Raw genomic sequence first — 20,285 nt, forward strand, 5'->3', positions numbered from 1 at the left:
CCGCAAAGAGCGAACACGATTTTTTTATACATGTAAATTGATTTTAGGATTAATCAAATAGTGTTGAGCATAACCTAATATGCTCGGTAAGCGGGATTCTTCCTGCTTGAAATGATTATCCTAAAGATGGGGGGCCTCTTAACGAAACCGAAGTTAGGTGGGGGGATTTTGTAGGGTCCGGAGGATGTTGCCAGAGTATCTGTTCTTCCGGCTCCCTTTCCGATATCTTAATCTCATAAGTAACATCTGCTACTACAACCTTTACTGATATCTGTTGCTTGGAGATACTTTTGGTGACAAGGATATTATTAACCTGTACTGTATGAGCGTGTGTCCCAAAAAGGAATCCTAAGAGATCAAAACCTTCACTGGAGTCATCATCGTCATGGTGATGGTGATGATCGTGATCATGAGAATGTTCAGCCTTAGTCTCAGCAATGCTTATGTGCTCTGCACCGTGCTCATGATGTACATGCGGCAATACCTGATGCAGCAGATACATACTGAATATGCTCAGAAACGATATGGCTGCTATTTTTCTAAACTGCTGCATTAAAGAACAAACTTAATGAAAATCAAATTGGGGCAAAGGAGTAAGTAAATCAGCACTTAAGAATAACTGTTCCTTAATGAATTTTCCTTTCACACCAATCGATGGGAGAGAAAAGGAGACATGCTAAATGCGTATGCTTACCTGAAAAGATAGCCGGAATTGTCATCACTTCACAGCCCGGATCGGCTCGGATAGCTGCTAGTATTAAAGATACAGATAGAAAGGTTAAAGCTCCTGTAGCGGCTGGTCCTCCATATCCAAGTAAGAAAACCGCAAGGAATGGACCGAAAGCCAAAATAGCTCCAAGCACTCGATCTATTTTTGGTGTAAACCGAACAATAGCGAGATGAAGGAGGGCATAAAAAGCAAGAAGGCCGATAGCCCATGAAAGTCTTATAAAGACCCCCTCCCAACTAACATCACGATACACTGGCCAAACTTCTGTAACAAAGAATAGCCCAAGGCAGAATCTGAAAATTCGTCCTATCATGCGCGCCTTGTAAACCGATTTTTGATCAGCATCCATAATCAGCAATTACACGTTCCATTTTGCACCGGTGGACACTTCTTAGTCCCATAACTGCAATACACACAGCAATCACCTTGTTTGGGCTTCAGCACCTTGCTGCAATTTTCACACTCGTAGAAGTATTGGCATGCATCTGTGGGCATGGTTTCTTCTTTCTGATGTCCACAGTTTGGACAGGTGATGGTAGATTGTAAAACTGCTTCTTTCTCCATGCTATTGATCTTTTGGCTTCTCTATTACTGTGTATCCCGTTTTATTGATTGCTTCTATGATTGTTTTTTCTTCGAGCTTTGATGGTAAATACTCTATGGTGGCAGAACCTTCCGCATAGATGGCATCCACAAACTTCACACCCTGAAGAGCCCCAACCTCATGTTCAATATGTGCTTCACACCCTGCACAGGTCATTCCCTTTACATCCAGAACAATCTTATTTGTTTTGGTTGAGTCTTGTTCAATGTAGGCGACTGGTGTCTGGCCTCCTCCATTGGAATAGAAAATATGAGCGTAGCTGGGAAATGAGAGCATTAAACCCGCAAATACGGTAATGATTCCTAAGAATCTTTTTGACTGCCAGAAAGAGGGTTGCTGATCTGTATCACATTCGCAAGCTATTTCCTCTTCGGTTCTTGGCTTCAATTTTTGATACCATGAAAATCCGAGTACTAATACTGTAATACCCACAAAAAAAGGTCGAGCAGGATCCAGCCATGAAAAAGTAGTAGCAATCCCGCTTACACCCGCCATCAGCGCAAACACAGGAGTAATACAACAAAGGGAACTTAGCATAGCGGACAAAATACCGCTGGTCAAAAGGGAGTTTCTCATAGTTCTTTCATCTAAAAAAAGGAAGGGCTTTGCGCCCTCCTTGTTACTTTTTCTTACAGCAAGCGGGTACTTCAGTCACTTTCATATCATAAGGACACTCCGGAGTTCCTGCCAAAGGACAGTTAATTTTTGGACATTCAGGCGTTCCTTCCAAAGGACAAGCTTTGGGAGACGAGTTGATCCCGTAAGCAAGACCACCGATTGCGAGAATACCGGCTGCAGCGAAAATCATAAGTTTATTTTTCATATCATTCTATTTTAATGAAACATCTCACCAAAGATCAGTCTCGGGGGGAGGGGGTATCCAAACTTTTTCCTGATAAAAATTTCTTCAATTCTTCCTCCACCCTTCGAGCCTCCTGTAGTTTCTCTGGCACTTCCTCGGGTTTATATTCTGGAAACAGCTTTCTCAATCGTTCAATCGCTTCTTCATTGCCACAATTTCCAGGGCAACTTTGGTAGGTTGAGGAGATTTTTTCTGCCAGGGCTTTTCTGTAGGTGTCATCCAACAACTCAATAGTGGTCTTGGTCAATGTGGATTGCACAGCTTTTAACTGTAAAAGGATATTTTCAACCTGGTCCTCATCGTCAAGCTTATTGAGGATGTATCCCAACTGTCCTGTGGCTGTTTTTAAGGAGACCTTTATGCCTTGTGTCAGATCATGAGGTATCATATCGTCAGATGTTTTTCTTCTTGAATCAATAACTCTATTAACGTATTTAACATTGTTATTTTATTCTCGGGTATGGAATAGAAAACTGTTTGGCCGACTTTCTTAGATTGTACAAGCCCTCCATCCTTCAGTTTTCTTAAATGCTGGGAAACACCCCCTACAGATATATCCAGGATATCGCTTAGGTCACAAGGACACATTTTTTCTTCTTTGTGTAGTAGAAAAAGAATTTTCAGTCTTGCAGCATTCCCGGAAAGGTTGAATATCTGTGTTGCTAGTTCCAGCTGTTCATCAAGTTGGTTCAGGGATTCCTTGCACTCCTTAATTTGGACGGGATCCGCCAATACTCTAATACAGGTCTTGGTCATCTTTTAATGTTTTAGCAATTACTAAAACGTAAAGATAAAAAGAAAAGTTCTGTATTTAAGCAAAATCTAAAATAAGGCCTTTAAAGCTTAAAACTGCTGCATTTGACTGATGTCGTCTGTTCATCCATATCCGTCCAGGCAAAAAACAACTCGCCATCTATCACCTCCATCTGAGGAAATCCACTTCCCCTGGATGCACTGGTTTCAGAAACTATTACCGGTTTTCCTAATGAACCATCGCTGGAAACTTTTCTGGATTTAATCAATGGGGTTTCTCCTTCCAGATCAAGCCAGCTTACATAGGCTGATTGATTATCTATCATTACAATATCCACTCTACCTACCGAAACGGAATCGTCCACAATGATTGGCTCCTGAAAAGATTCTCCCGAATCATCCATGAAAGCAACCTTCACTTTGGCAATTCCTCCAGCGGCAGTGAACCAGGCCGTAGCTGTTGTATTTTCATAAGCAGCTATTCTTGGACCATTTACTGGACATCCTGCAATCTGCCATCCATCTGAATTTACCGTCTTAGGTTCTGACCAATCATTTCCAACAAATCTTACAAAGGACATATCTCGCATTTCTTCCTCCGAGCGATCTCTGTACACGATGACAGGGCCATTTGGTGTCATTGCACCTCCGGTCTGGCAGCAATCACACACTTTGGAATCTAGTTCCGCCTCTTGTGTTAGATTACCAGTCATATCTAATGTAGCTGTTCGGATCGTCATGGCTCCCCCACCTCCGTGGCTGTCATGTGAGTTGTGATCACCACCTCCGGTATTGCGACCGTCCAGCCAGGAAAGTAGGAACGTGCCGTCATTTTTGGGTAGCATGGTCACAAACCCATGCTCTGTCGGTGTACCGTCATTATGAGGAATCACCGGTTGTGACCATTCACCACCCACTGGCTTGTAGACCACATTGACATCATAAGAGTAGGTTCCGGAAGAACTTTTAGCGGGAAAGTGAGCTATCATATTGCCCTGATTGTCCACCGCCATCATCGGGTAATCTGCCCAATTGACGAACCAATCGTTACCGGAAGCAATTAATTCCGGTGCACTCCAACTATCTCCACTTAGTATCGAATACTTCAGATCGATCCAACCGGAATCCCTTTTCTCCACCCAGGACATATACAATCTGCTGTCCCCACCCTTGATCAAATAAGGCAAAGAAGCATTGTTTCCGGTCGGGGATTCTATTTGTTTAAGAGCTGTCATCTCCTTTTTTTCTTCCTTGCCCGGCTGGCAGGAAACAAGAGCTATTGAGATAATTGTTAGTATGGTTAATAATTTCATTTCTGATAGGTTTTAAGTTGTTCAATTTGTTCAGGGCTGTCCCATTTCCTTGCGCCCACGAGCGTTTCCAATAGCTGCCCATCTTTACCTATTACGAAAGTAGTGGGCAAAGAATAGACACCTAAAGACTCAATGGAAGTTTGAATTTGAGCAAACGTGAGGTCGAAAGGTCGTCTTTCTGTGAATTGCTGAATCTTTTCAAGGGATTCATCCGATGCAAGAAGTAAAACAAAGTCATCAGATAATTCATTTTGCATCTTCACCAAATCAGGCATTTCCTTAATGCAAGGCTTACACCAGGTAGCCCAAAGATTGAGAATGACAATCTTATTTTCGAATTGCTTAGAATCCAACGTCCGACCTTGCAGATCAGTCAGTTTGATTTTGCTAAGAAAGGTCTCTTTTTTTGGTTGACAGGAAACTATCGAGCCAAGAACGAATAATGAAATGACTAGCCTTCTCATTGGTTCTTAATGTCAAATGAAACGCCCGTCTGATCCCATTTAATGGTGATTTGTCCATTCTTATCGCTAATTTCACTGACCTCAAAAGTCAGCGACTCCACGACCTCCTCAAGTTTTTGGACAGAAGCATTTACTCTAACGACATCATTGGTTTCATCATATTCATCTGCCAAATGCATGTCCCAGTCTTTACTGATAATGACTGTCCATTCTTCTTCTCCGGGAATGGTAAAAAGGCCGTATTTTCCTGCCGGAATTTCTGTGCTGTTGATGATTACATCCTTATCAAAGGAAATGGTTGTCGCTTTATGCGCACCGGTTGCCCAAACCGTGCCATAGCCAACCAATCCTCCGAAGATCATTCGACCTCTTTTACTGGGTGATCCATAATCAATGTGGACATGGTTGTTCCCAAAATTGGACATGGAAGCGGTTCGGGGACTCAGTGGTTTTTTCTTGGTGTCCTCTTTTTTAGCCTCATGCTGGTGTTCAGAATGGTCTTCGGTTTTTTCTTCTTTCTTTTCTGATGTGGTACAGCCAATTAAGCTGACCACTGCAATTATTAATAATATTTTTTTCATGATAGGTAGGGTTTTAAGGCAAGAGGAGGACAAGCCTCCTCTTCAATGGGTTTTAAAGTTCTTCAGTTACTTTTCCGCACTTCAGCATTTTGTCACCGTAGTATGGATTTCTGATCTGATCTGACATACTCAACCAGCTGGCTCCTGTGTTGTCAAAAGCCATTGGACAATACTGCACATAGACTCCATCTTCTGAATCATTAGCTTTTAAAGAAGCAATGAGGCCATCAGTCACCGTTTTGAAGGCTGTGCGTTGTGCTTCAACATCGTCACTAGATGCAATTGTTTTTACTGCATTCACAATGTCAGCATTCCAATTCTCATTGCTTGCTGATTCAGCGAGTTTAGCCGCTGCATCCTTTGCTGCTGAAGCATCAGTTTGAACCAAAGCATCTTTCAGTGTCATATAGTCTGAAATGCCCGAAGATGGAGCTGAAACCTCAGTTTTTGCCGCCTCTTTAGTTTCAGCTTTCTCTTCCTTTTTTGTAGAGCTGCAAGAAGCAATCGCCAATGCAAGCCCTAGAGTCAATAGTGTTGTTTTCATCGTATTTAAGTTTAAAAGTTTAATTCATGTGTGAGTAATGATTTTCAACGGTCACATGGAATTCGCGATTAACATTCATCAACCAGTTGATATAAATTCGGTCTCGAATGTTTATGCTCATTTCATTGATTCATTTAAATGTTCTTCTACATTCCCACAGGTGAGCATCGCATCTCCGAAATAAGGATTCAGGATTTTATCTGAATCGCTTAACCAAAAAGCTCCAGTGTTGTCAAAAGCCATTGGGCAGTATTGTCGATAGCCGCCTACCTCTACCCGGTATTTTTTAAGTGAATGGAACAGCTGATCGCTCAAGGGTGAAAGCATCATTCGAGCTTTTTCCAGATTAGTTTCATTCAGAATAGCTTCAGTAGATTTCTGCAGTATACTCAGGTCTTTCATCCATTCCATGTGTGCCTCATCCTTCACTAACTTCATATCTACTTTTTCGATAGCCTTTTGAAGATCATTAGCTTTCTTACTTGCCGTTTTCACATCACTTTCTATGAGTGCATCTTTTACTGGCAGATAGGCTGAAAAGACCGCTTGAAGTTGCTCCTTAAATTCAGGATCACTTTCAAATGTTTGTTCGAATTCATTCACTTGCAAGTCGCTCATTTGATGATTGCTTTGAGAAGATTCCTGGCTCATTCCACCATGATTATGACCTGTCATGGCAGCTCCCCCGCCAGCTGGCGGGCTCATCATTGATGGTTTGCCTGCAAGCTGAGCGGCAGCATCAATACTGAAGGTTCCATTCACGGCGATTTCTTCACCGAGCTCCAGTCCTTTCTCAATGATGTAAGCGTCTCCCAGAGATGGACCAAGTGTCACTTCACGCATTTTAAAATGCAATCCCTGATCTGTGGATAGCTTCACATAAACCACGGATCGTTTTCCGGTCCACATCGCAGCAGATTTAGGTACGGTTAATTGATTGGAAGTCTTTCCCAATTGCGCTTTCAACTCACCTGAAGCAAACATCTCCGGCTTCAGCATTTGATCGTTGTTTTTGACGACTACTCTTGCTTTCGTCACACGCGTTTTGGGATTGATCACAGGATCGATGTAATCAATCTTGCCTTTAAAAGTTTGACCCGGTAGTGAGCTAATCGTGAATTGAATAGAGTCTCCTTTATTGATCCATGATAGGTCACTTTCATACACATCGAATTGCACCCAAACGCTGGATAGATTGGCTATTTCATAAAGGATCTGCCCTCTGTTGACATAGTCACCGAGATTGACCTTCTTGGTAGTCACATAGCCCGACTGATCCGCCAGTACCGGAAACTGATCCTGAGTCTTTCCAGTAGTGATAATCTGATCTATTTGAGTTTCACTCAGCTTCCAGTTCTTCAGCTTTTCCCTGGCCGCCCGATATAAATTGGGCTGACTTTCTTTGATTTTATAAGCCTCGAACAACTCTTCTTGAGCAGTCACCAATTGAGGTGAATACAAATTTGCAATCACGCTTCCCTTACTGACATACTCTCCTGTAAAATTCACTGCTAGTTTTTCAATCCTTCCGGGAAAATGTGTGGTCTGGCTAAAGATTAATCGTTCATCTTCCTGCACTTTACCGTTTAATCGAATGGTTTTCATGGCTGATTCGCTACCTACTACTGAGGTAACAACATTTGCTAACTGCATGGCAGTTGGTGACATGGTGATTGCCATTGGGTCAATACCCTCTCCATTGTCGTCTTCTAATGGAATGAGATCCATTCCACATATTGGGCAATCGCCAGGTTCATTTTGCCGGATCTGCGGGTGCATGGAGCACGTCCAGACCGTTTCACCATTGATGACTTCAGTGTGCGAATGTTCAGCTTCTGAACTTCCACCAAAAAAGGCCCATCCAAGCAGCAAACCACCTGTAAGGGTTGCTACAATCACAATGATTAGTGTTCTTGTGGATATTGTCATTTCAATACTTTTTAGCTGTCAAATAATTAAGCATAGCCACCGCAAGGTGATAGTCCTTCATTGCTGTAGCCTTCATTTTTTTATACTTTAAGAGTTGTTGCTGCGTACGCAATACCTCTTCGAATGCTGTTCCTGAGTTCCCATATGCAGAAAGCAGGAGATTAAGCACCTGCTGCGTTTCAGCAATTTGTGCATCATAGAGCTGCAGGAGTTCCATTTGCTTTATCCGGTCAAAATCTGCCATTTCATAGCCTGAAATGAGCTGGTTGATTCGATCCTCTTTTTGAAGCGAATAACTTTCCTGCATTAGCTGAGCTTCCTTCTTTGCAGCTTTGTACTTTCCTCTGAAAATGGGGATTCCTACAGTGACCATAGGCATCAAAGCATTCTGGCCATTGTCTGGAACTGACATATCGGTACGTTCACTAACAATCACGTAATCCAAGCCCACTCCCATCTTTGGCAATCCTTGCTTCTCAGCTAACAACTCTTGCTTCTTGCTCGCTTCCAATCGAATTCCCAATTCATCCAGTACAGGGTTATTGACCAGTAATGAATCTCGACTGATTGCCAGATCGTTGACCATCAGAGAATCAGTTACCACAACTTCTGCACCCTCTTCTCTATTCAAAAGCTTGTTGAAAGAGGTGACCAACGGTTGCTTTTTCTTTTTCAGAATTTCCAAATTGGTCAACGCATCCTTGAGCAGGATATCCACTCTAAGTACATCAACCAACGTCCCCTGATCATTTTCAAACTTAGTGGTCGCGATGGTCTTATATGACTCAAGGATTTCAGCATTCTCACTTTCGAGCTCTATCCACTTATCCAATTCATAGAGTGGATAATAAGCGGCAGCAATTTGATAATACAGCTTATTTCTTGCATCCAAAAAGATCTGATATTGCGCCTCTGCATTCAATGCCGCTACATCACCACTGGCTTTTAGCGTTCCAAACCAGGGAAACATCTGGGTCAATGAGAAACGTGCTCTTTGTGGCCCAACTCGAGTTTCAACCGGAGAGATAAAATATCCAAATGAAAAGGTTGGATCCTGTAGGCTGTTAGCCTGAGGAATTCTTTCCAATGCTGCTTCGAAAGCTTTGTGCTTGGCTTGCAGTCCCGGGTTATTCTCTGCCGCAATCTGAAAGTAATCTTCCAGCGTTTGAGCAGCTGCACCCAATGAAAACAGATAAAAAACTATCAATAGGTATCTCATCGTTTTGGGGTTAGAAGTTGAAACATCTTGTCTTCGAGATCCAGCCGATCCACGTGACCCATAATCGTTTCATCAGCATTGATCACATGCATGTGAAGATTACTGTCATGGTGTGTGTAAATTCCTTTCGCTTCTTTGGAATAGAAGCCCAGAATAGTCAATGGTTCATTTGAAAATGAACCTCTAAATGCACCTTCCTTGTGTTTTGAAATGTCTCCGTTTTCGGAATCAAAATTGATAACATGATAATCCACCGAAGGACTTCCCAACAATATGAACGGAAAGGCTTTTGATAAGTCCTGGCTTTTTTCAAGTTGAATTTCTATATCAGAAATACTCGAAAAATCAATCGTATCCCAGGCAGTGACTGAAGCGTACACAAACAAGGTAGCCTTGGCAGATTGATCAGTTTGCGTAATCAAAGTATCATTCTTAACGTATGACCTAAAAACTTCTCCATCGATTACCAGTACCTCACCTGATAAAGTATCCAGTGCTCCTAAGCCATAGAGTTCTTTTTTAGCAAGCGTGTCCAGGCTAACTCTTGCCTGAAACTCCCCTTGATGCATGATTTTTCTCAACTCACCTATGTTTTTAACATTAGGATATTCATTTGACTTTGAGCAAGCCAATAAGAACAGAGCGACTAATATGAAATACATGTTTCTCATGATTCAAGCTTTTTAAGTTTTCGTTCTTCTCGCATACAATACAGTACCGGCACCACGAAATAGGTGATTGCTGCAACGGCCATTCCTCCAAATGCTGGGATAGCCATTGGGATCATGATATCGGATCCTCTTCCGGTAGATGTAAGAATTGGAAGCAAGGCAATGATGGTCGTGGCAGAAGTCATCACAGCCGGTCGGATTCTTCGCAATCCTGCTTCTACTACTGCCTCACGTATTTCGGGGATCGTTTTGGTCCTGTTCCGATCAAAGCTTTGATCCAGATAAGTGCCCATCAACACCCCATCGTCCGTCGCAATTCCAAATAAAGCAATAAAGCCTACCCACACCGCTACACTGAGGTTTATGGTTTTGATCTGAAAGAGGTCTCTGAAGTCAATCCCCAGTAATGAGAAGTTAAAAAACCAATCCTGTCCATAAAGCCAGATCATGATAAATCCACCACTAAATGCCATGGCGATTCCGGTGAAAACCATCAGTGAGGTAGTTGTGGACTTGAATTGGAAATAGAGGATTAAAAATACGATCCCCAACACCACCGGTACAATGATGGCCAATCGCTTTTCTGCGCGCACCTGGTTTTCATAGCTACCCGAGAACTTGTAGCTGATTCCTGATGGCACGTCCAACTCCCCACTATCAATGCGCTCCTGGATAGTACGCTGTGCGGCATTCACTACATCCACTTCTGCATAGCCATCCCGCTTATCAAATAGGACATACCCAACCAAGAAGGTCTCTTCGCTTTTGATGGCTTGGGGCCCTCTCACATATTCAATATCTACCAACTGTCCGAGCGGAATTTGTGCTCCTGTCGGAGTTGGAACCAATACCTTGGCTAAAGATTCAGGGTCGTCACGGAGCTCTCTGGGATACCTTACGCGTACTGGAAATCGTTCTCGCCCCTCAACTGTTGTGGTGACCTTCATGCCACCAATGGCCGTTTCAATGGTTTGCTGAACATCTTCAATGTTGAGTCCATATCGTGCGATCTGTTCCCTGTTGATGTTCAGATGCATGTAAGGTTTGCCAACTATTCTGTCAGCAAAGACAGCTTCTGCTTTCACTGATGGAACTTGTTTAAGGATCTCCTCAAGTTGCAAACCGAAATCCTGTATTGTCTGCAAATCAGGCCCATATACCTTGATTCCCATCGGAGCTCGCATGCCTGTTTGAAGCATGACCAACCGGGTTTCGATTGGCTGCAACTTCGGAGCGGAAGTCACGCCAGGTATTTTGGTCACCTTAATTATCTCATTCCAGATATCATCCGGAGACTGAATTTCAGGTCGCCAGTTGCGGAAATACTTTCCATTGTTGTCTTCAATGAGTTGCTTTTCTAAAGATGTTAGAAGTTGGAAGTTAGATGCTAGACTGATGGTGTCTTCTCCGTCAAAATACCACTGTTTTTCGCTATCTAATTTCTTCCTCCTAACTTCTTTCTTCTGACTTCTAACTTCTCCCCCCTCTAAAACATAATGACCATTCTTATCTACTTCAAACCTCAATTTCCTCCCTCTATCATCCACCTTATACTCCGACTTATAGTTGATCACATTCTCGTACATGGAAATAGGTGCCGGATCCAGTGCTGATTCTACTCTGCCCAGTTTACCGACTGTCAAATCCACCTCCGGAATATTGGTTAACAGCATGTCCAGCTGACCTACAACCTTCCGATTGTACTCAATGCCTGAATGTGGCATGGAAGTAGGCATAAGCAAGAAACTTCCTTCGTCCAGTGATGGCATAAACTCTTCACCAACCCCCGGGAAGGCATGTGCCAATGTCGACCAGACTTTAGAGGATTGAACCTTAACACCAATCGCCTCAAATCCTTTAGACATAAATCCAAAAACCGAGTTGAATCCCAGCCAGATATTGACTCCCAACAGAATTAGAAATGCCGGAATGAGCATGAATTTGATCCTATTGGCCAGACACCATTTTAGTATGGACTTGTAGTAGTATTGCAGCAATGTGAATACTCCCAGGATAAGAGCGATCAGAAGCGCCACAAAAAGCACGTTTGTAAATACACTTTTCCCTGCTCCAAGAGGCAACCAATATTTACCAAGCAACCAAACCACACCGACAACAGCGAGAATCAACTCAGCCTTGCCAATTAACCCACTGTACCATTTCTGAGGTCGTTCTTTTCTATTATACCAGGCTTTGAAGAAAACCAGTGAGCCAAAAAGTAGGAGCATGATCCCGCCCCAAATCTGGCCGAACGCTAATCCCACTATCCCAATGAGGATCAAGCCAAGGTTTACGGCTTGTTGCACTTTCTCATTTTTAATTCTGGCTCCAAAGAACCAGTAAGCCAGTGTAGGTAAAATCAATAGTGACACGATGAGTGCCGCAACCAATGCAAAAGTTTTGGTGAAGGCTAATGGGCCGAATAGCTTGCCTTCAGCAGCCTGCATAGTGAACACAGGAATGAAGCTGACAATGGTGGTAGAAACCGCTGCAAGTATAGCAGTTGCTACCTCTGCTGAACCATTGTAAATCGTCGTGATTAACTTCTGCTCAGGAGGAGCTTCATCCAGATGCTTGATGATGTTTTCTGAAAGTATAATCCCCAAATCCACCATCGTTCCAATGGCAATGGCGATTCCGGAAAGTGCCACAATGTTGGCATCTACACCAAAATAGCGCATGGCAATGAACACCATGAGTACCGAGATGGGCAAAATACTTGAAATCAGAAAAGAAGCTCTGAGGTTGTATACCATTACGATTACCACCAAAATGGAAATCAAGATTTCCAATGAAAGTGCCTCTTCAAGTGTGCCCAGTGTTTCATAAATCAATTGGGATCGATCATAGAAAGGCACAATGGTCAACTGACTCTCCGTCCCATCCGCAAGTGTTTTCTTCGGAAGACCGGGAGCGATCTCCTTAATCTTGTCCTTCACATTGTTGATGACCTCCAGTGGATTGGCACCATATCTGGCGACCACCACTCCTCCGACCACTTCAGCCCCGTCTTTATCTAGTAATCCTCTTCGTGTAGCCGGGCCGAGCGATACGCGCCCAATGTCTTTCACCCGAACAGGTACGTTATCTTGTACCGCTACTACTGCTTTCTCCAGGTCTTCAACAGACTTGATGTACCCTAACCCTCTGACCAGGTATTCAGCCTGGTTGATTTCAATCGTTTTTGCCCCAACATCTTTGTTCGATTGCTTTACAGCCGTCATGACACGGTGTAGTGGTATGTTATATGCTAAAAGCGCATCCGGATTTACGTCGATTTGATATTCCTGAACAAATCCACCGATTGAGGCCACTTCAGATACTCCTTCGGTAGCATTCAATCCGTACTTCACATAAAAGTCCTGAACGGTGCGGATCTCATGCAGATCCCATCCTCCGGTAGGATTTCCACTCTTGTCCCTTCCTTCTATGGTGTACCAATACACCTGTCCAAGTGCTGTCGCGTCTGGTCCTAGGGTAGGTTGAACTTCATCCGGCAGTAATCCAGATGGAATGGAATTGAGTTTTTCCAGAATTCGAGATCGACTCCAGTAAAATTCAATGTCTTCATTGAAGATGATGTAGATACTGGAAAAGCCGAAGATGGAGGAGCTTCGGATGGATTTAACACCCGGGATCCCTAAAAGATAGGTCGTCATTGGATAGGAGATCTGATCTTCAATATCCTGTGGTGAACGCCCTTGCCATTGAGTGAATACAATCTGCTGATTCTCCCCGATATCAGGAATGGCATCAACAGGCACTGGATCAGAAGGCAATGCGCCTACCTGCCAGCCAAATGGAGCCGTCACAATCCCCCAGGCAATGAAGCCAATGAGAATCAAGACCGTCACCAGTCGGTTTTCCAGGAAGTATTTTATTATTTTATTCAGCATTTTTTTTGATTTATTGATTTAAAAGAAAGTATTAGTTGCAGGATCACCTTGTTTAGTGCCTGTAATACATTCGAATCAATAAATCATATCAAGAATGCCTGATAGAGTACCTGAAAATCCTGTTCAGGTAATGGGGGGGAGCTATTAACCGGAATCGGTTGATTTTGGTTGAACTCAAGATTAATTTCATAGAGGACTCTAGTAACTGTTGTTGCAACAAAGATTTGTGCTAAATCAGTAGAAATATCTTTCTTGAAAAGCTCATCCGTTTCAAGTGTGACGTATTCGTTTTCACAACAGTCTGGAGCTGCAAAGTGCATTTTTTCGTCTTCATGGTCTGGGTGATCCATGGTACCCATACCACAATCCATATGCTCCTGGCCCAGCATGAGCTCACTTTTCATTGCCATGCCCATGCAAAAGTGGGTTCCATAGGTAAACCCTACGTTACCAAGAAGCAAAACGATAGCAAGCGATATGGATATTATCTTTTTCAACTCAACAAATATACGAAAAGTAAAAAGGAAGGATTTACAGAATTATGGGATTGAGTTATATTATTCCTACTCAAACTCATTATAAAGTCGTATTAATTGAGCAAATCACTCGGTTACCACATATCATAATTAACTAATTGATATTCAATGAATAAAAATGGAGGTTCATGCTCTTCCGAGTTCATTTTTAGAACATCAAATTGTTCATAACCCCCACATTAAATGTATGAGGGGGTTTTTTATTGTCATTTATAGGTATGAATAAAAAAGAGCGACCCCTTCCTGAGCCACTCTCTTACTAACCACCAAAAAACACATATCTATTTTACCAAAGGAATCAGTGATAGTAACTCATGTTTGTTGTTTCTACTAATTGGGATTTGTGTTTTATCCACCATTACATACGATTTTGTTAAACTCACAATTTTGTCAAGTCTGATCAGGTAAGATTTATGCACACGATAGAAATCTGAAGATGGAAGCATCTTCACCAGATTCTTCATCGTGATGTGTACCGTATGGCTCCTATCCTGACATTGAACCTTCATGTAGTCACCATATCCCTTGATATACTGAATGCTTTTTAGAGAAATTCGCTGGATTTGTTTACCCACATTTAAGAATATGCTTTCATCAAATTGCTCGATTTTGTCATTAATTACTGCTGTTTCTGATTTTAGTACTTGCATGGTAGTAGTTATTTATGTTCTAAATTGTTTTTAGTACTTGGTCAATATTTGGATGAGTATATCATGAGGTGCGACCTCATCTCCACCGAAGTAGGGATATAGCATGTAGTAAAGACCTTTATTACATGGTGCCTCACGCTTAATCCGAACAGGATCATACCCCTGCAGGTAGAAGACATAGTGATCGTCAGTGATCTGCAACTGGTAATCTGATGGTTGGTTCAACTCTACATCTCCGATGTATTCTGTAATGCGCTCTCCGCCTACATAGACATAAGCATGTATCTCAAGTTTTCCTTCCAACCACCTCCAGCCGAATCGGGCGCTATTGTCATGGTGTGTTGAGTTACAATCTGAGAAGCCCATTAGTTTGTGAATGTCATGCTGATTCTCTGTGGTCCCTGCTTCATAAATCGCAGTGTGATCAAAAATTGCTGAGAAACTGAGGGTCTTGGATTGAAGCGATTGCATCTTCCATGTGTTTGCATGCTTACCCTCAGGTATGATGAAATTCTCGTATGGATCTACTATCGCAGGCTCACAAGAAAAGGCCATTGCAACTATACCTAGTATTATGAGTCTGACAGTGATGATTATAATTTTTTCCATGACTATGATGTTTTATAGGTGAACTAATACTTTGATTCCTGTTGATGATTCCCTTGCTCGAATGCCAGCAGTGATGGCAGCTGAAAATCTATTGGTGATCCTGATTTCTGTTTCTACTTCCGGGATTAGGACGAAGAAATCTTCATTCACAAACCCGGCTTTTGGAGTAAGGAAGAATCTCATGTTTCCACATTTGGTGAGTGGTATTACTGTCTCAATTCCATAGAAAGGATACTTTTCGTCCGCTCCTTCCATCGTCGATTTTAGATTTGACTGATGTACCAGACCTATCCCCAATCCTTTGTTGGTTTGCACTCTCAAACCATATCCTTTCTGGAGACCCATCACTGTGTTTTGGAAATAAGCTTGCCCAGATAGCGTTTGTGCAGATGAGCTTAACTGAGCTCCCATTGTTAAGAGTATTATGGCGATAAGCTTTTTCATTTTCTTGTTTTTTTTGTTTCTGTTTGATAAATCAAAATTCAGAAAATGAGAGGCCCGAAATGAGAGGATTATTGGGGTTTTGAAAGATTCAGGGAATAGCGTAAAAACGTCCGGGAGATGCGTATAAGGGAAATACTTAGTCTTTACTTGAACCTGGATTAGTCCCTGAAGTGGAAAAAGATCTGATCATTACGTAAAATTCCTCTAAAACAATTTTACAAACCATCCAATGAAAGAAGAGTTACACTGGCAACAGGAATGCTCTTTACTTCAAGTTGATATTAAACTCACATTCGCAGAACTCTCGAAAGTCAAGGGCTGTATCTAACATCTCTGTATTTGACGCTTCACAATCCCAATGAATCAGGATTCTTTTATTGTCTCTTTGATAGGCATTCAAAAGCTTAATGGTATTATAAAGATGTTTGAAGAACAATTGATTGTGCTGAATTGCAGAAACAGGGTCAGACAGTTATGTTGTTTGAAGTGCAAACAAATAAGTCTTCTTAGCAAGAGAAATTTTTCATGAACACAATCTCCTGATGCCTTACCTTTCACTGCAATCAGACGCAGATTTGGCATCATTCCTACTTTCAATGTGGGCTTGTGCAACCTTGTTTTGATGCCATATTTAGCACCGGGGATAGATTGATTTTTACGAATAAATGTTGCTCTAAAGTTTTCCATTTTTCTGTTTGTTTGAGATTTATAATGCAAAAATCAGATATGGGAAACGCCCTTGTGAGAGGGGTTTTCGGAAGAAGAAAAATCAGGGAAAACCAGAGGGCATTAAGTAAAATACCGAAGCAAAAAAATAACTACAGGGGGCCAAACAGAAAATGAAAAATTTTATTTAGTACTTGAATAATTCGAAACTAAAATTGCAAAGTTCTTTTATGTCTTCACCTGATCGCTTCATCAAGCTTACTGCATCCCTCCAACCCCACTTCACAAATACTTTCTTACCCTCACTATGGTAATGGTTCAGCACTTTGATCATCTTAAACATTTTGGATAAGGACTTTAAGTCAAAAAGATGTAGCTGAAAGTAAATAATGATTCGGTCATTTTTCTCCAGATGCACCGAAATGAATTGCATCAACTCATCATACTTATCCAATATTTTATCTCCTACCGACCAGCCCTCTATTAGGCATACACCACTCTCTTGTCTAATTCTAAGATTAAAATGTCGCTCCAGCATAAGTGCTTCAATTTTGTGCTTTCCGCTTACAATCCTTAAGCTGATATAGCTTAAAACTTAACAGAAATACCTGTTTGCAAAGTAGGACGGAATGCTCTGGAGCCTACACCTACAGTCAATTGCACTTTCTTCATAGCTTTCACATTCGCAAGCACTGAGGGAGTGATAGCGAAGTTCTCACCGTTGGTCACTCCTGTTCGTACGTTGAACTTCAAGTCATACCAGTTAGAGCTTGTAATTCGAACACCGAAGTATACGCCGTAGAATTGCTTCTCGTATTGTCTCGGTTTTACTGACTGAGATGATTCATTCTTGTTAAACACTTTATCCAACAGGTCAGCCTCCTGGTAAAAACCGCCTAGCTCAATGCCGTATCTTGATTCATATCCTACAGCTACGCCGGTTTTCAAACCGATCTTGGTTTTTTCGTTATAAACTCTTGTTACTGCTTGCTGTGCGTTTGCAGTTCCCAGAACCACTGCCAGCGTTACCATTGTTAAGAATTGCTTTTTCATCTTCTGTTTGTTTGAATGATTACAATACAAAGGTCAGATGCGCAGGGCTCCTATATGAGCGTAATAAGCGGAATTGAAGAAAATGAGTATTCTCACAGAGGCAACTCAGGGAAATACGTAAAGGCAACAAAAAGCTTTGTCTTAGGTGTGGTTGGTATTAAATTGAGCAACAAGCAAACGTTATGAATGACGCAGAAAAATCACCATCAGGTCACAAAAGTGAATCCCATGTGAGAAGCCAGCTTGAAATGGCCCTGGCAATTATTCTTAAGGCCGGAACGATCACAGAGAGTAAACGATTTTTTGAATTCCTGGTGGAGGAATTGGCTAAACTCATGGATGTTCATTGGGTCACCATTGCCCGAATGGACAAGGAAGGTTTTGGAGAGCTGGTAGCCATTGCATCCTGGGAGGGGGGCCACCAAAAAGAAAAGTTTGACTACTCAATTAAAAACACCGCCTGCGAAGTGCTTTACAGCACTGAGCAGCTAACCTGTTTCCCATCTAAACTTACGGAGCAATTTCCTGATAATCACTTTTATCAAAGTCATGGAGTTCAGAGCTACATGGGTGTTCCCCTGAATGACAGGAAAGGTAATCTAATCGGGCATTTATACTTGATGGATAAGAGACCGATTGAAATTGCACCCTGGGTGGAATCTGTTGTCGGGTTGTTTGCCCAAACAGCTCAGAGTGAGCTTCTCAGGTTTCTTGAGGAACGAAAATCAAAAAACTTTAATCAAACGCTCGAGAAGCTTGTGATGAGCCGAACTCAAAAACTTTTTGCGACCATTTCTGAATTGGATACGCTTTTTTATAAAGCATCTCATGACCTTCGGGAGCCTGTGGTAGCATTAAAAGGAATAAGCTCCATGCTGCGCTATGAACTGAGTGGAATAGAACTGCCTGCTTCAATAGATATGCTGGAAAATCAGATTGAAAAATTAGAACGATTGAATGTGCAGCTAATAGATATAGGAGTGATCAGAAAACATGAACCCAGCTTTTCAAGGCTAGACTTAAAAACACTTTTACAAAAAGTTTCAGAAGAAATCCCGGAGTGCTCCCGGGATTATATTGATTTTGCATTCCCTTCAAATAAAAGAATCAGAACCGACGAGAAGATGCTAAGCCTTATTTGTTATCACCTGATCTCAAATTCAATTAAATACAGCCTGCCCGATAAACCCAAGATTCGTATTTCAACTGTAGGTTCCTACCTGATATTTGAAGATGAGGGTAGTGGTATCCCCTCGAATCAGGTAAATAATCTAACTAATATGTTTTTCAAAGCTCATACGCATAGCGGTATGGGATTGGGGCTCTACAAGTCGAAGCTGGCCGCTGAAAAAATTAGAGCTAAGCTTAATTTTGAAAGTGATACCGGCAAGGGAACAAAAGCATGGCTGGAATTTAATGATCAAAACATTGATGCTTGAGCATAAAAAAGCCCCCGTGAAAGGGGGCTTGCAAACAAACTATGAAAAAACTCACCTGGTATTGTTGAATTGCTCAACAAGGTTTTCAGGATAGAGAAACTCATAAAGAATACTTTACTCTATCCCAATATCTTTTAAAGTTTAACCGATATACCTGTTTGTAAAGTAGGTCGGAACGCTCTGGAGCCCACACCTACTGTCAACTGAACGTTTTTTGTTGCTATTACATTGGCAAGCACGGATGGTGTGATAGCGAAGTTCTCACCGTTGGTCACGCCTGTTCGTACGTTGAACTTCAAGTCATACCAGTTAGAGCTGGTGATGCGAGCTCCGAAGTATACGCCATAGAATTGCTTCTCGTATTGTCTCGGTTTTACTGACTGAGATGATTCATTCTTGTTAAACACTTTATCCAACAGGTCAGCCTCCTGGTAAAAACCGCCTAGCTCAATGCCGTATCTTGATTCATAGCCTACGGCTACACCGGTTTTCAGGCCGATCTTGGTTTTTTCGTTGTAAACTCTTGTTACTGCTTGCTGTGCACTTGCAGTTCCCAGAACCACTACCAGCATTACTATTATTAAAATTGAAGTTTTCATCTTTCCGTTTGTTTAATAATTATAAGACAAAGGTCAGATGCGCAGGGCTCCTATATGAGCGTAATAATCGGAATTGATAAAAATCAGGATTCTAACTACGCAAATACGGGAATTGCGTACTAAAGTGAATGATCATGGAAAATGGCTACTGCTCAAAGACTTCAAAAGGAAAATCGCAGAGCTCTTTAAAATCTTCACCCATGAGCTTCATTATACTGGTTGATGATTGCCATCCCCATTTTACTGCCACTTTCTTGCCTTGTCTGTGATGAGTATCAAGTAGTTTGATAATGCAGAATATATAGCTAAGGGAGTGAGTATCAAAAAACTGAAACTTGAAGTATACTGTCAGCCTTTCTGAACTGTCCAAATAGGATCTAATGGACTGTATAGCCTCTTCGTATTGTGTAGTTACTTCACATCCTTCAGACCAGCCATGAAAGATTACAATACCAAGCTTTTCATTGAGGTTTGCCTCTAATGAATGAACGGATTTCATTGTAGTTAGCAAGGTGATTCGCTTAATCAGTATCAAATTTAACATTATCAATTGATAATGTTTTAAGAAATGAAAAACATTCTAGAGCCATAATCCTTACTCATTTTATTTTCCAGGTTCTTACCCTTAACCTTTGTAGTGGATTTTGCTACATAAGAATCATACGAATAGCCATACCATTGAAAGAAAAAATATTGCAAATTATGCGTTAAGTAAAAACTTAT

The 20,285-nt window shown here is 41.7% G+C and carries 26 protein-coding genes; 1 reads left to right on the top strand and 25 read right to left on the bottom strand.

The genetic code is table 11. The features are described 5' to 3' along the window. Positions 1-115: 115 nt before the first annotated feature. The 23 genes from RIC88_RS08450 to RIC88_RS08560 form a co-directional block, all read right to left on the bottom strand. On the bottom strand, positions 116-553 hold the full coding sequence (locus tag RIC88_RS08450; protein WP_350217100.1) for a DUF6769 family protein: 438 nt from the start codon (positions 551-553) through the stop codon (positions 116-118). A 73-nt stretch (positions 554-626) separates the two neighbouring features. Further along, the gene (locus RIC88_RS08455; RefSeq protein WP_350217101.1) at positions 627-1,043 is read right to left on the bottom strand and encodes a hypothetical protein; all 417 of its coding nucleotides are present in this window, start codon (positions 1,041-1,043) and stop codon (positions 627-629) included. 38 nt (positions 1,044-1,081) lie between these two features. Further along, a complete protein-coding gene (locus tag RIC88_RS08460) occupies positions 1,082-1,294 on the bottom strand; it encodes a GDCCVxC domain-containing (seleno)protein (protein ID WP_350217102.1) in 213 nt (70 codons plus the stop codon). Position 1,295: 1 nt separating this feature from the next. Further along, positions 1,296-1,910 carry a mercuric transport protein MerTP gene (gene merTP, locus RIC88_RS08465; protein ID WP_350217103.1) on the bottom strand — a complete coding sequence of 205 codons (615 nt, stop codon included), beginning with the start codon at positions 1,908-1,910 and terminating at the stop codon, positions 1,296-1,298. A 43-nt stretch (positions 1,911-1,953) separates the two neighbouring features. Then, the gene (locus tag RIC88_RS08470; RefSeq protein WP_350217104.1) at positions 1,954-2,157 is read right to left on the bottom strand and encodes a hypothetical protein; all 204 of its coding nucleotides are present in this window, start codon (positions 2,155-2,157) and stop codon (positions 1,954-1,956) included. Positions 2,158-2,191: 34 nt separating this feature from the next. After that, positions 2,192-2,584, bottom strand: coding sequence for a metal-sensitive transcriptional regulator (locus RIC88_RS08475; RefSeq protein ID WP_350217105.1), 393 nt, complete (start codon positions 2,582-2,584; stop codon positions 2,192-2,194). Beyond that, a complete protein-coding gene (locus RIC88_RS08480) occupies positions 2,581-2,952 on the bottom strand; it encodes an ArsR/SmtB family transcription factor (RefSeq protein WP_350217106.1) in 372 nt (123 codons plus the stop codon). The genes RIC88_RS08475 and RIC88_RS08480 overlap by 4 nt, the downstream gene beginning before the upstream one ends. An 80-nt stretch (positions 2,953-3,032) precedes the next feature. Further along, positions 3,033-4,262 carry a hypothetical protein gene (locus RIC88_RS08485; RefSeq protein WP_350217107.1) on the bottom strand — a complete coding sequence of 410 codons (1,230 nt, stop codon included), beginning with the start codon at positions 4,260-4,262 and terminating at the stop codon, positions 3,033-3,035. Further along, complete coding sequence (locus RIC88_RS08490; protein ID WP_350217108.1) at positions 4,259-4,726, bottom strand: TlpA family protein disulfide reductase; 468 nt, start codon at positions 4,724-4,726, stop codon at positions 4,259-4,261. The genes RIC88_RS08485 and RIC88_RS08490 overlap by 4 nt, the downstream gene beginning before the upstream one ends. Beyond that, entirely contained in the window at positions 4,723-5,307 is a 585-nt protein-coding gene (locus tag RIC88_RS08495) for a DUF2911 domain-containing protein (RefSeq protein WP_350217109.1), read from the bottom strand. Before RIC88_RS08495 ends, RIC88_RS08490 begins: the two co-directional genes overlap by 4 nt. Positions 5,308-5,359: 52 nt before the next feature. After that, a complete protein-coding gene (locus tag RIC88_RS08500; RefSeq protein WP_350217110.1) occupies positions 5,360-5,851 on the bottom strand; it encodes a DUF3347 domain-containing protein in 492 nt (163 codons plus the stop codon). A 117-nt stretch (positions 5,852-5,968) separates the two neighbouring features. Beyond that, a complete protein-coding gene (locus tag RIC88_RS08505) occupies positions 5,969-7,780 on the bottom strand; it encodes an efflux RND transporter periplasmic adaptor subunit (RefSeq protein ID WP_350217111.1) in 1,812 nt (603 codons plus the stop codon). Position 7,781: 1 nt separating this feature from the next. Further along, on the bottom strand, positions 7,782-8,999 hold the full coding sequence (locus RIC88_RS08510) for a TolC family protein (protein WP_350217112.1): 1,218 nt from the start codon (positions 8,997-8,999) through the stop codon (positions 7,782-7,784). Continuing rightward, entirely contained in the window at positions 8,996-9,670 is a 675-nt protein-coding gene (locus RIC88_RS08515; protein ID WP_350217113.1) for an acetolactate decarboxylase, read from the bottom strand. The genes RIC88_RS08510 and RIC88_RS08515 overlap by 4 nt, the downstream gene beginning before the upstream one ends. Then, a complete protein-coding gene (locus tag RIC88_RS08520) occupies positions 9,667-13,566 on the bottom strand; it encodes an efflux RND transporter permease subunit (RefSeq protein ID WP_350217114.1) in 3,900 nt (1,299 codons plus the stop codon). Before RIC88_RS08520 ends, RIC88_RS08515 begins: the two co-directional genes overlap by 4 nt. Before the next feature lie 83 nt (positions 13,567-13,649). Next, the gene (locus RIC88_RS08525; RefSeq protein ID WP_350217115.1) at positions 13,650-14,063 is read right to left on the bottom strand and encodes an HYC_CC_PP family protein; all 414 of its coding nucleotides are present in this window, start codon (positions 14,061-14,063) and stop codon (positions 13,650-13,652) included. Between the two features lie 320 nt (positions 14,064-14,383). Next, positions 14,384-14,752, bottom strand: coding sequence for a LytR/AlgR family response regulator transcription factor (locus RIC88_RS08530; protein ID WP_350217116.1), 369 nt, complete (start codon positions 14,750-14,752; stop codon positions 14,384-14,386). A 30-nt stretch (positions 14,753-14,782) separates the two neighbouring features. Continuing rightward, on the bottom strand, positions 14,783-15,361 hold the full coding sequence (locus RIC88_RS08535) for a hypothetical protein (protein WP_350217117.1): 579 nt from the start codon (positions 15,359-15,361) through the stop codon (positions 14,783-14,785). Positions 15,362-15,373: 12 nt separating this feature from the next. Continuing rightward, entirely contained in the window at positions 15,374-15,805 is a 432-nt protein-coding gene (locus RIC88_RS08540; RefSeq protein ID WP_350217118.1) for a hypothetical protein, read from the bottom strand. 265 nt (positions 15,806-16,070) lie between these two features. Beyond that, positions 16,071-16,241, bottom strand: a complete 171-nt coding sequence (locus RIC88_RS08545; protein WP_350217119.1) for a SiaC family regulatory phosphoprotein — start codon at positions 16,239-16,241, stop codon at positions 16,071-16,073. After that, on the bottom strand, positions 16,202-16,492 hold the full coding sequence (locus RIC88_RS08550; protein ID WP_350217135.1) for a hypothetical protein: 291 nt from the start codon (positions 16,490-16,492) through the stop codon (positions 16,202-16,204). The genes RIC88_RS08545 and RIC88_RS08550 overlap by 40 nt, the downstream gene beginning before the upstream one ends. A 166-nt stretch (positions 16,493-16,658) precedes the next feature. Then, positions 16,659-17,009: a SiaC family regulatory phosphoprotein gene (locus tag RIC88_RS08555; protein WP_350217120.1), complete on the bottom strand. Its 351-nt coding sequence runs from the start codon at positions 17,007-17,009 to the stop codon at positions 16,659-16,661. Between the two features lie 50 nt (positions 17,010-17,059). Beyond that, positions 17,060-17,524, bottom strand: a complete 465-nt coding sequence (locus RIC88_RS08560; RefSeq protein WP_350217121.1) for a hypothetical protein — start codon at positions 17,522-17,524, stop codon at positions 17,060-17,062. A 182-nt stretch (positions 17,525-17,706) separates the two neighbouring features. On the opposite strand from RIC88_RS08560, the gene RIC88_RS08565 reads away from it, so the two are divergent. Next, positions 17,707-18,963 carry a GAF domain-containing sensor histidine kinase gene (locus RIC88_RS08565; RefSeq protein ID WP_350217122.1) on the top strand — a complete coding sequence of 419 codons (1,257 nt, stop codon included), beginning with the start codon at positions 17,707-17,709 and terminating at the stop codon, positions 18,961-18,963. A gap of 134 nt (positions 18,964-19,097) precedes the next feature. Here RIC88_RS08565 and RIC88_RS08570 read toward each other — a convergent pair whose 3' ends face one another. Beyond that, the gene (locus RIC88_RS08570) at positions 19,098-19,562 is read right to left on the bottom strand and encodes a hypothetical protein (RefSeq protein ID WP_350217123.1); all 465 of its coding nucleotides are present in this window, start codon (positions 19,560-19,562) and stop codon (positions 19,098-19,100) included. A 145-nt stretch (positions 19,563-19,707) separates the two neighbouring features. Continuing rightward, positions 19,708-20,106 carry a SiaC family regulatory phosphoprotein gene (locus RIC88_RS08575; protein WP_350217124.1) on the bottom strand — a complete coding sequence of 133 codons (399 nt, stop codon included), beginning with the start codon at positions 20,104-20,106 and terminating at the stop codon, positions 19,708-19,710. Positions 20,107-20,285 lie beyond the last annotated feature (179 nt).

The sequence above is a fragment of the Ekhidna sp. genome (assembly GCF_040220215.1).
GTDB lineage: Bacteria > Bacteroidota > Bacteroidia > Cytophagales > Cyclobacteriaceae > Ekhidna.

Bases quoted from the DNA above. Each gene is read 5' to 3' on its own strand.
- RIC88_RS08450 (WP_350217100.1), bottom strand. From the start codon at position 553: ATGCAGCAGTTTAGAAAAATAGCAGCCATATCGTTTCTGAGCATATTC.
- RIC88_RS08455 (WP_350217101.1), bottom strand. From the start codon at position 1,043: ATGATAGGACGAATTTTCAGATTCTGCCTTGGGCTATTCTTTGTTACA.
- RIC88_RS08460 (WP_350217102.1), bottom strand. From the start codon at position 1,294: ATGGAGAAAGAAGCAGTTTTACAATCTACCATCACCTGTCCAAACTGT.
- merTP (WP_350217103.1), bottom strand. From the start codon at position 1,910: ATGAGAAACTCCCTTTTGACCAGCGGTATTTTGTCCGCTATGCTAAGT.
- RIC88_RS08470 (WP_350217104.1), bottom strand. From the start codon at position 2,157: ATGAAAAATAAACTTATGATTTTCGCTGCAGCCGGTATTCTCGCAATC.
- RIC88_RS08475 (WP_350217105.1), bottom strand. From the start codon at position 2,584: ATGATACCTCATGATCTGACACAAGGCATAAAGGTCTCCTTAAAAACA.
- RIC88_RS08480 (WP_350217106.1), bottom strand. From the start codon at position 2,952: ATGACCAAGACCTGTATTAGAGTATTGGCGGATCCCGTCCAAATTAAG.
- RIC88_RS08485 (WP_350217107.1), bottom strand. From the start codon at position 4,262: ATGAAATTATTAACCATACTAACAATTATCTCAATAGCTCTTGTTTCC.
- RIC88_RS08490 (WP_350217108.1), bottom strand. From the start codon at position 4,726: ATGAGAAGGCTAGTCATTTCATTATTCGTTCTTGGCTCGATAGTTTCC.
- RIC88_RS08495 (WP_350217109.1), bottom strand. From the start codon at position 5,307: ATGAAAAAAATATTATTAATAATTGCAGTGGTCAGCTTAATTGGCTGT.
- RIC88_RS08500 (WP_350217110.1), bottom strand. From the start codon at position 5,851: ATGAAAACAACACTATTGACTCTAGGGCTTGCATTGGCGATTGCTTCT.
- RIC88_RS08505 (WP_350217111.1), bottom strand. From the start codon at position 7,780: ATGACAATATCCACAAGAACACTAATCATTGTGATTGTAGCAACCCTT.
- RIC88_RS08510 (WP_350217112.1), bottom strand. From the start codon at position 8,999: ATGAGATACCTATTGATAGTTTTTTATCTGTTTTCATTGGGTGCAGCT.
- RIC88_RS08515 (WP_350217113.1), bottom strand. From the start codon at position 9,670: ATGAGAAACATGTATTTCATATTAGTCGCTCTGTTCTTATTGGCTTGC.
- RIC88_RS08520 (WP_350217114.1), bottom strand. From the start codon at position 13,566: ATGCTGAATAAAATAATAAAATACTTCCTGGAAAACCGACTGGTGACG.
- RIC88_RS08530 (WP_350217116.1), bottom strand. From the start codon at position 14,752: ATGCAAGTACTAAAATCAGAAACAGCAGTAATTAATGACAAAATCGAG.
- RIC88_RS08535 (WP_350217117.1), bottom strand. From the start codon at position 15,361: ATGGAAAAAATTATAATCATCACTGTCAGACTCATAATACTAGGTATA.
- RIC88_RS08540 (WP_350217118.1), bottom strand. From the start codon at position 15,805: ATGAAAAAGCTTATCGCCATAATACTCTTAACAATGGGAGCTCAGTTA.
- RIC88_RS08550 (WP_350217135.1), bottom strand. From the start codon at position 16,492: ATGGAAAACTTTAGAGCAACATTTATTCGTAAAAATCAATCTATCCCC.
- RIC88_RS08555 (WP_350217120.1), bottom strand. From the start codon at position 17,009: ATGCTGGAGCGACATTTTAATCTTAGAATTAGACAAGAGAGTGGTGTA.
- RIC88_RS08560 (WP_350217121.1), bottom strand. From the start codon at position 17,524: ATGAAAAAGCAATTCTTAACAATGGTAACGCTGGCAGTGGTTCTGGGA.
- RIC88_RS08565 (WP_350217122.1), top strand. From the start codon at position 17,707: ATGAATGACGCAGAAAAATCACCATCAGGTCACAAAAGTGAATCCCAT.
- RIC88_RS08570 (WP_350217123.1), bottom strand. From the start codon at position 19,562: ATGAAAACTTCAATTTTAATAATAGTAATGCTGGTAGTGGTTCTGGGA.
- RIC88_RS08575 (WP_350217124.1), bottom strand. From the start codon at position 20,106: ATGTTAAATTTGATACTGATTAAGCGAATCACCTTGCTAACTACAATG.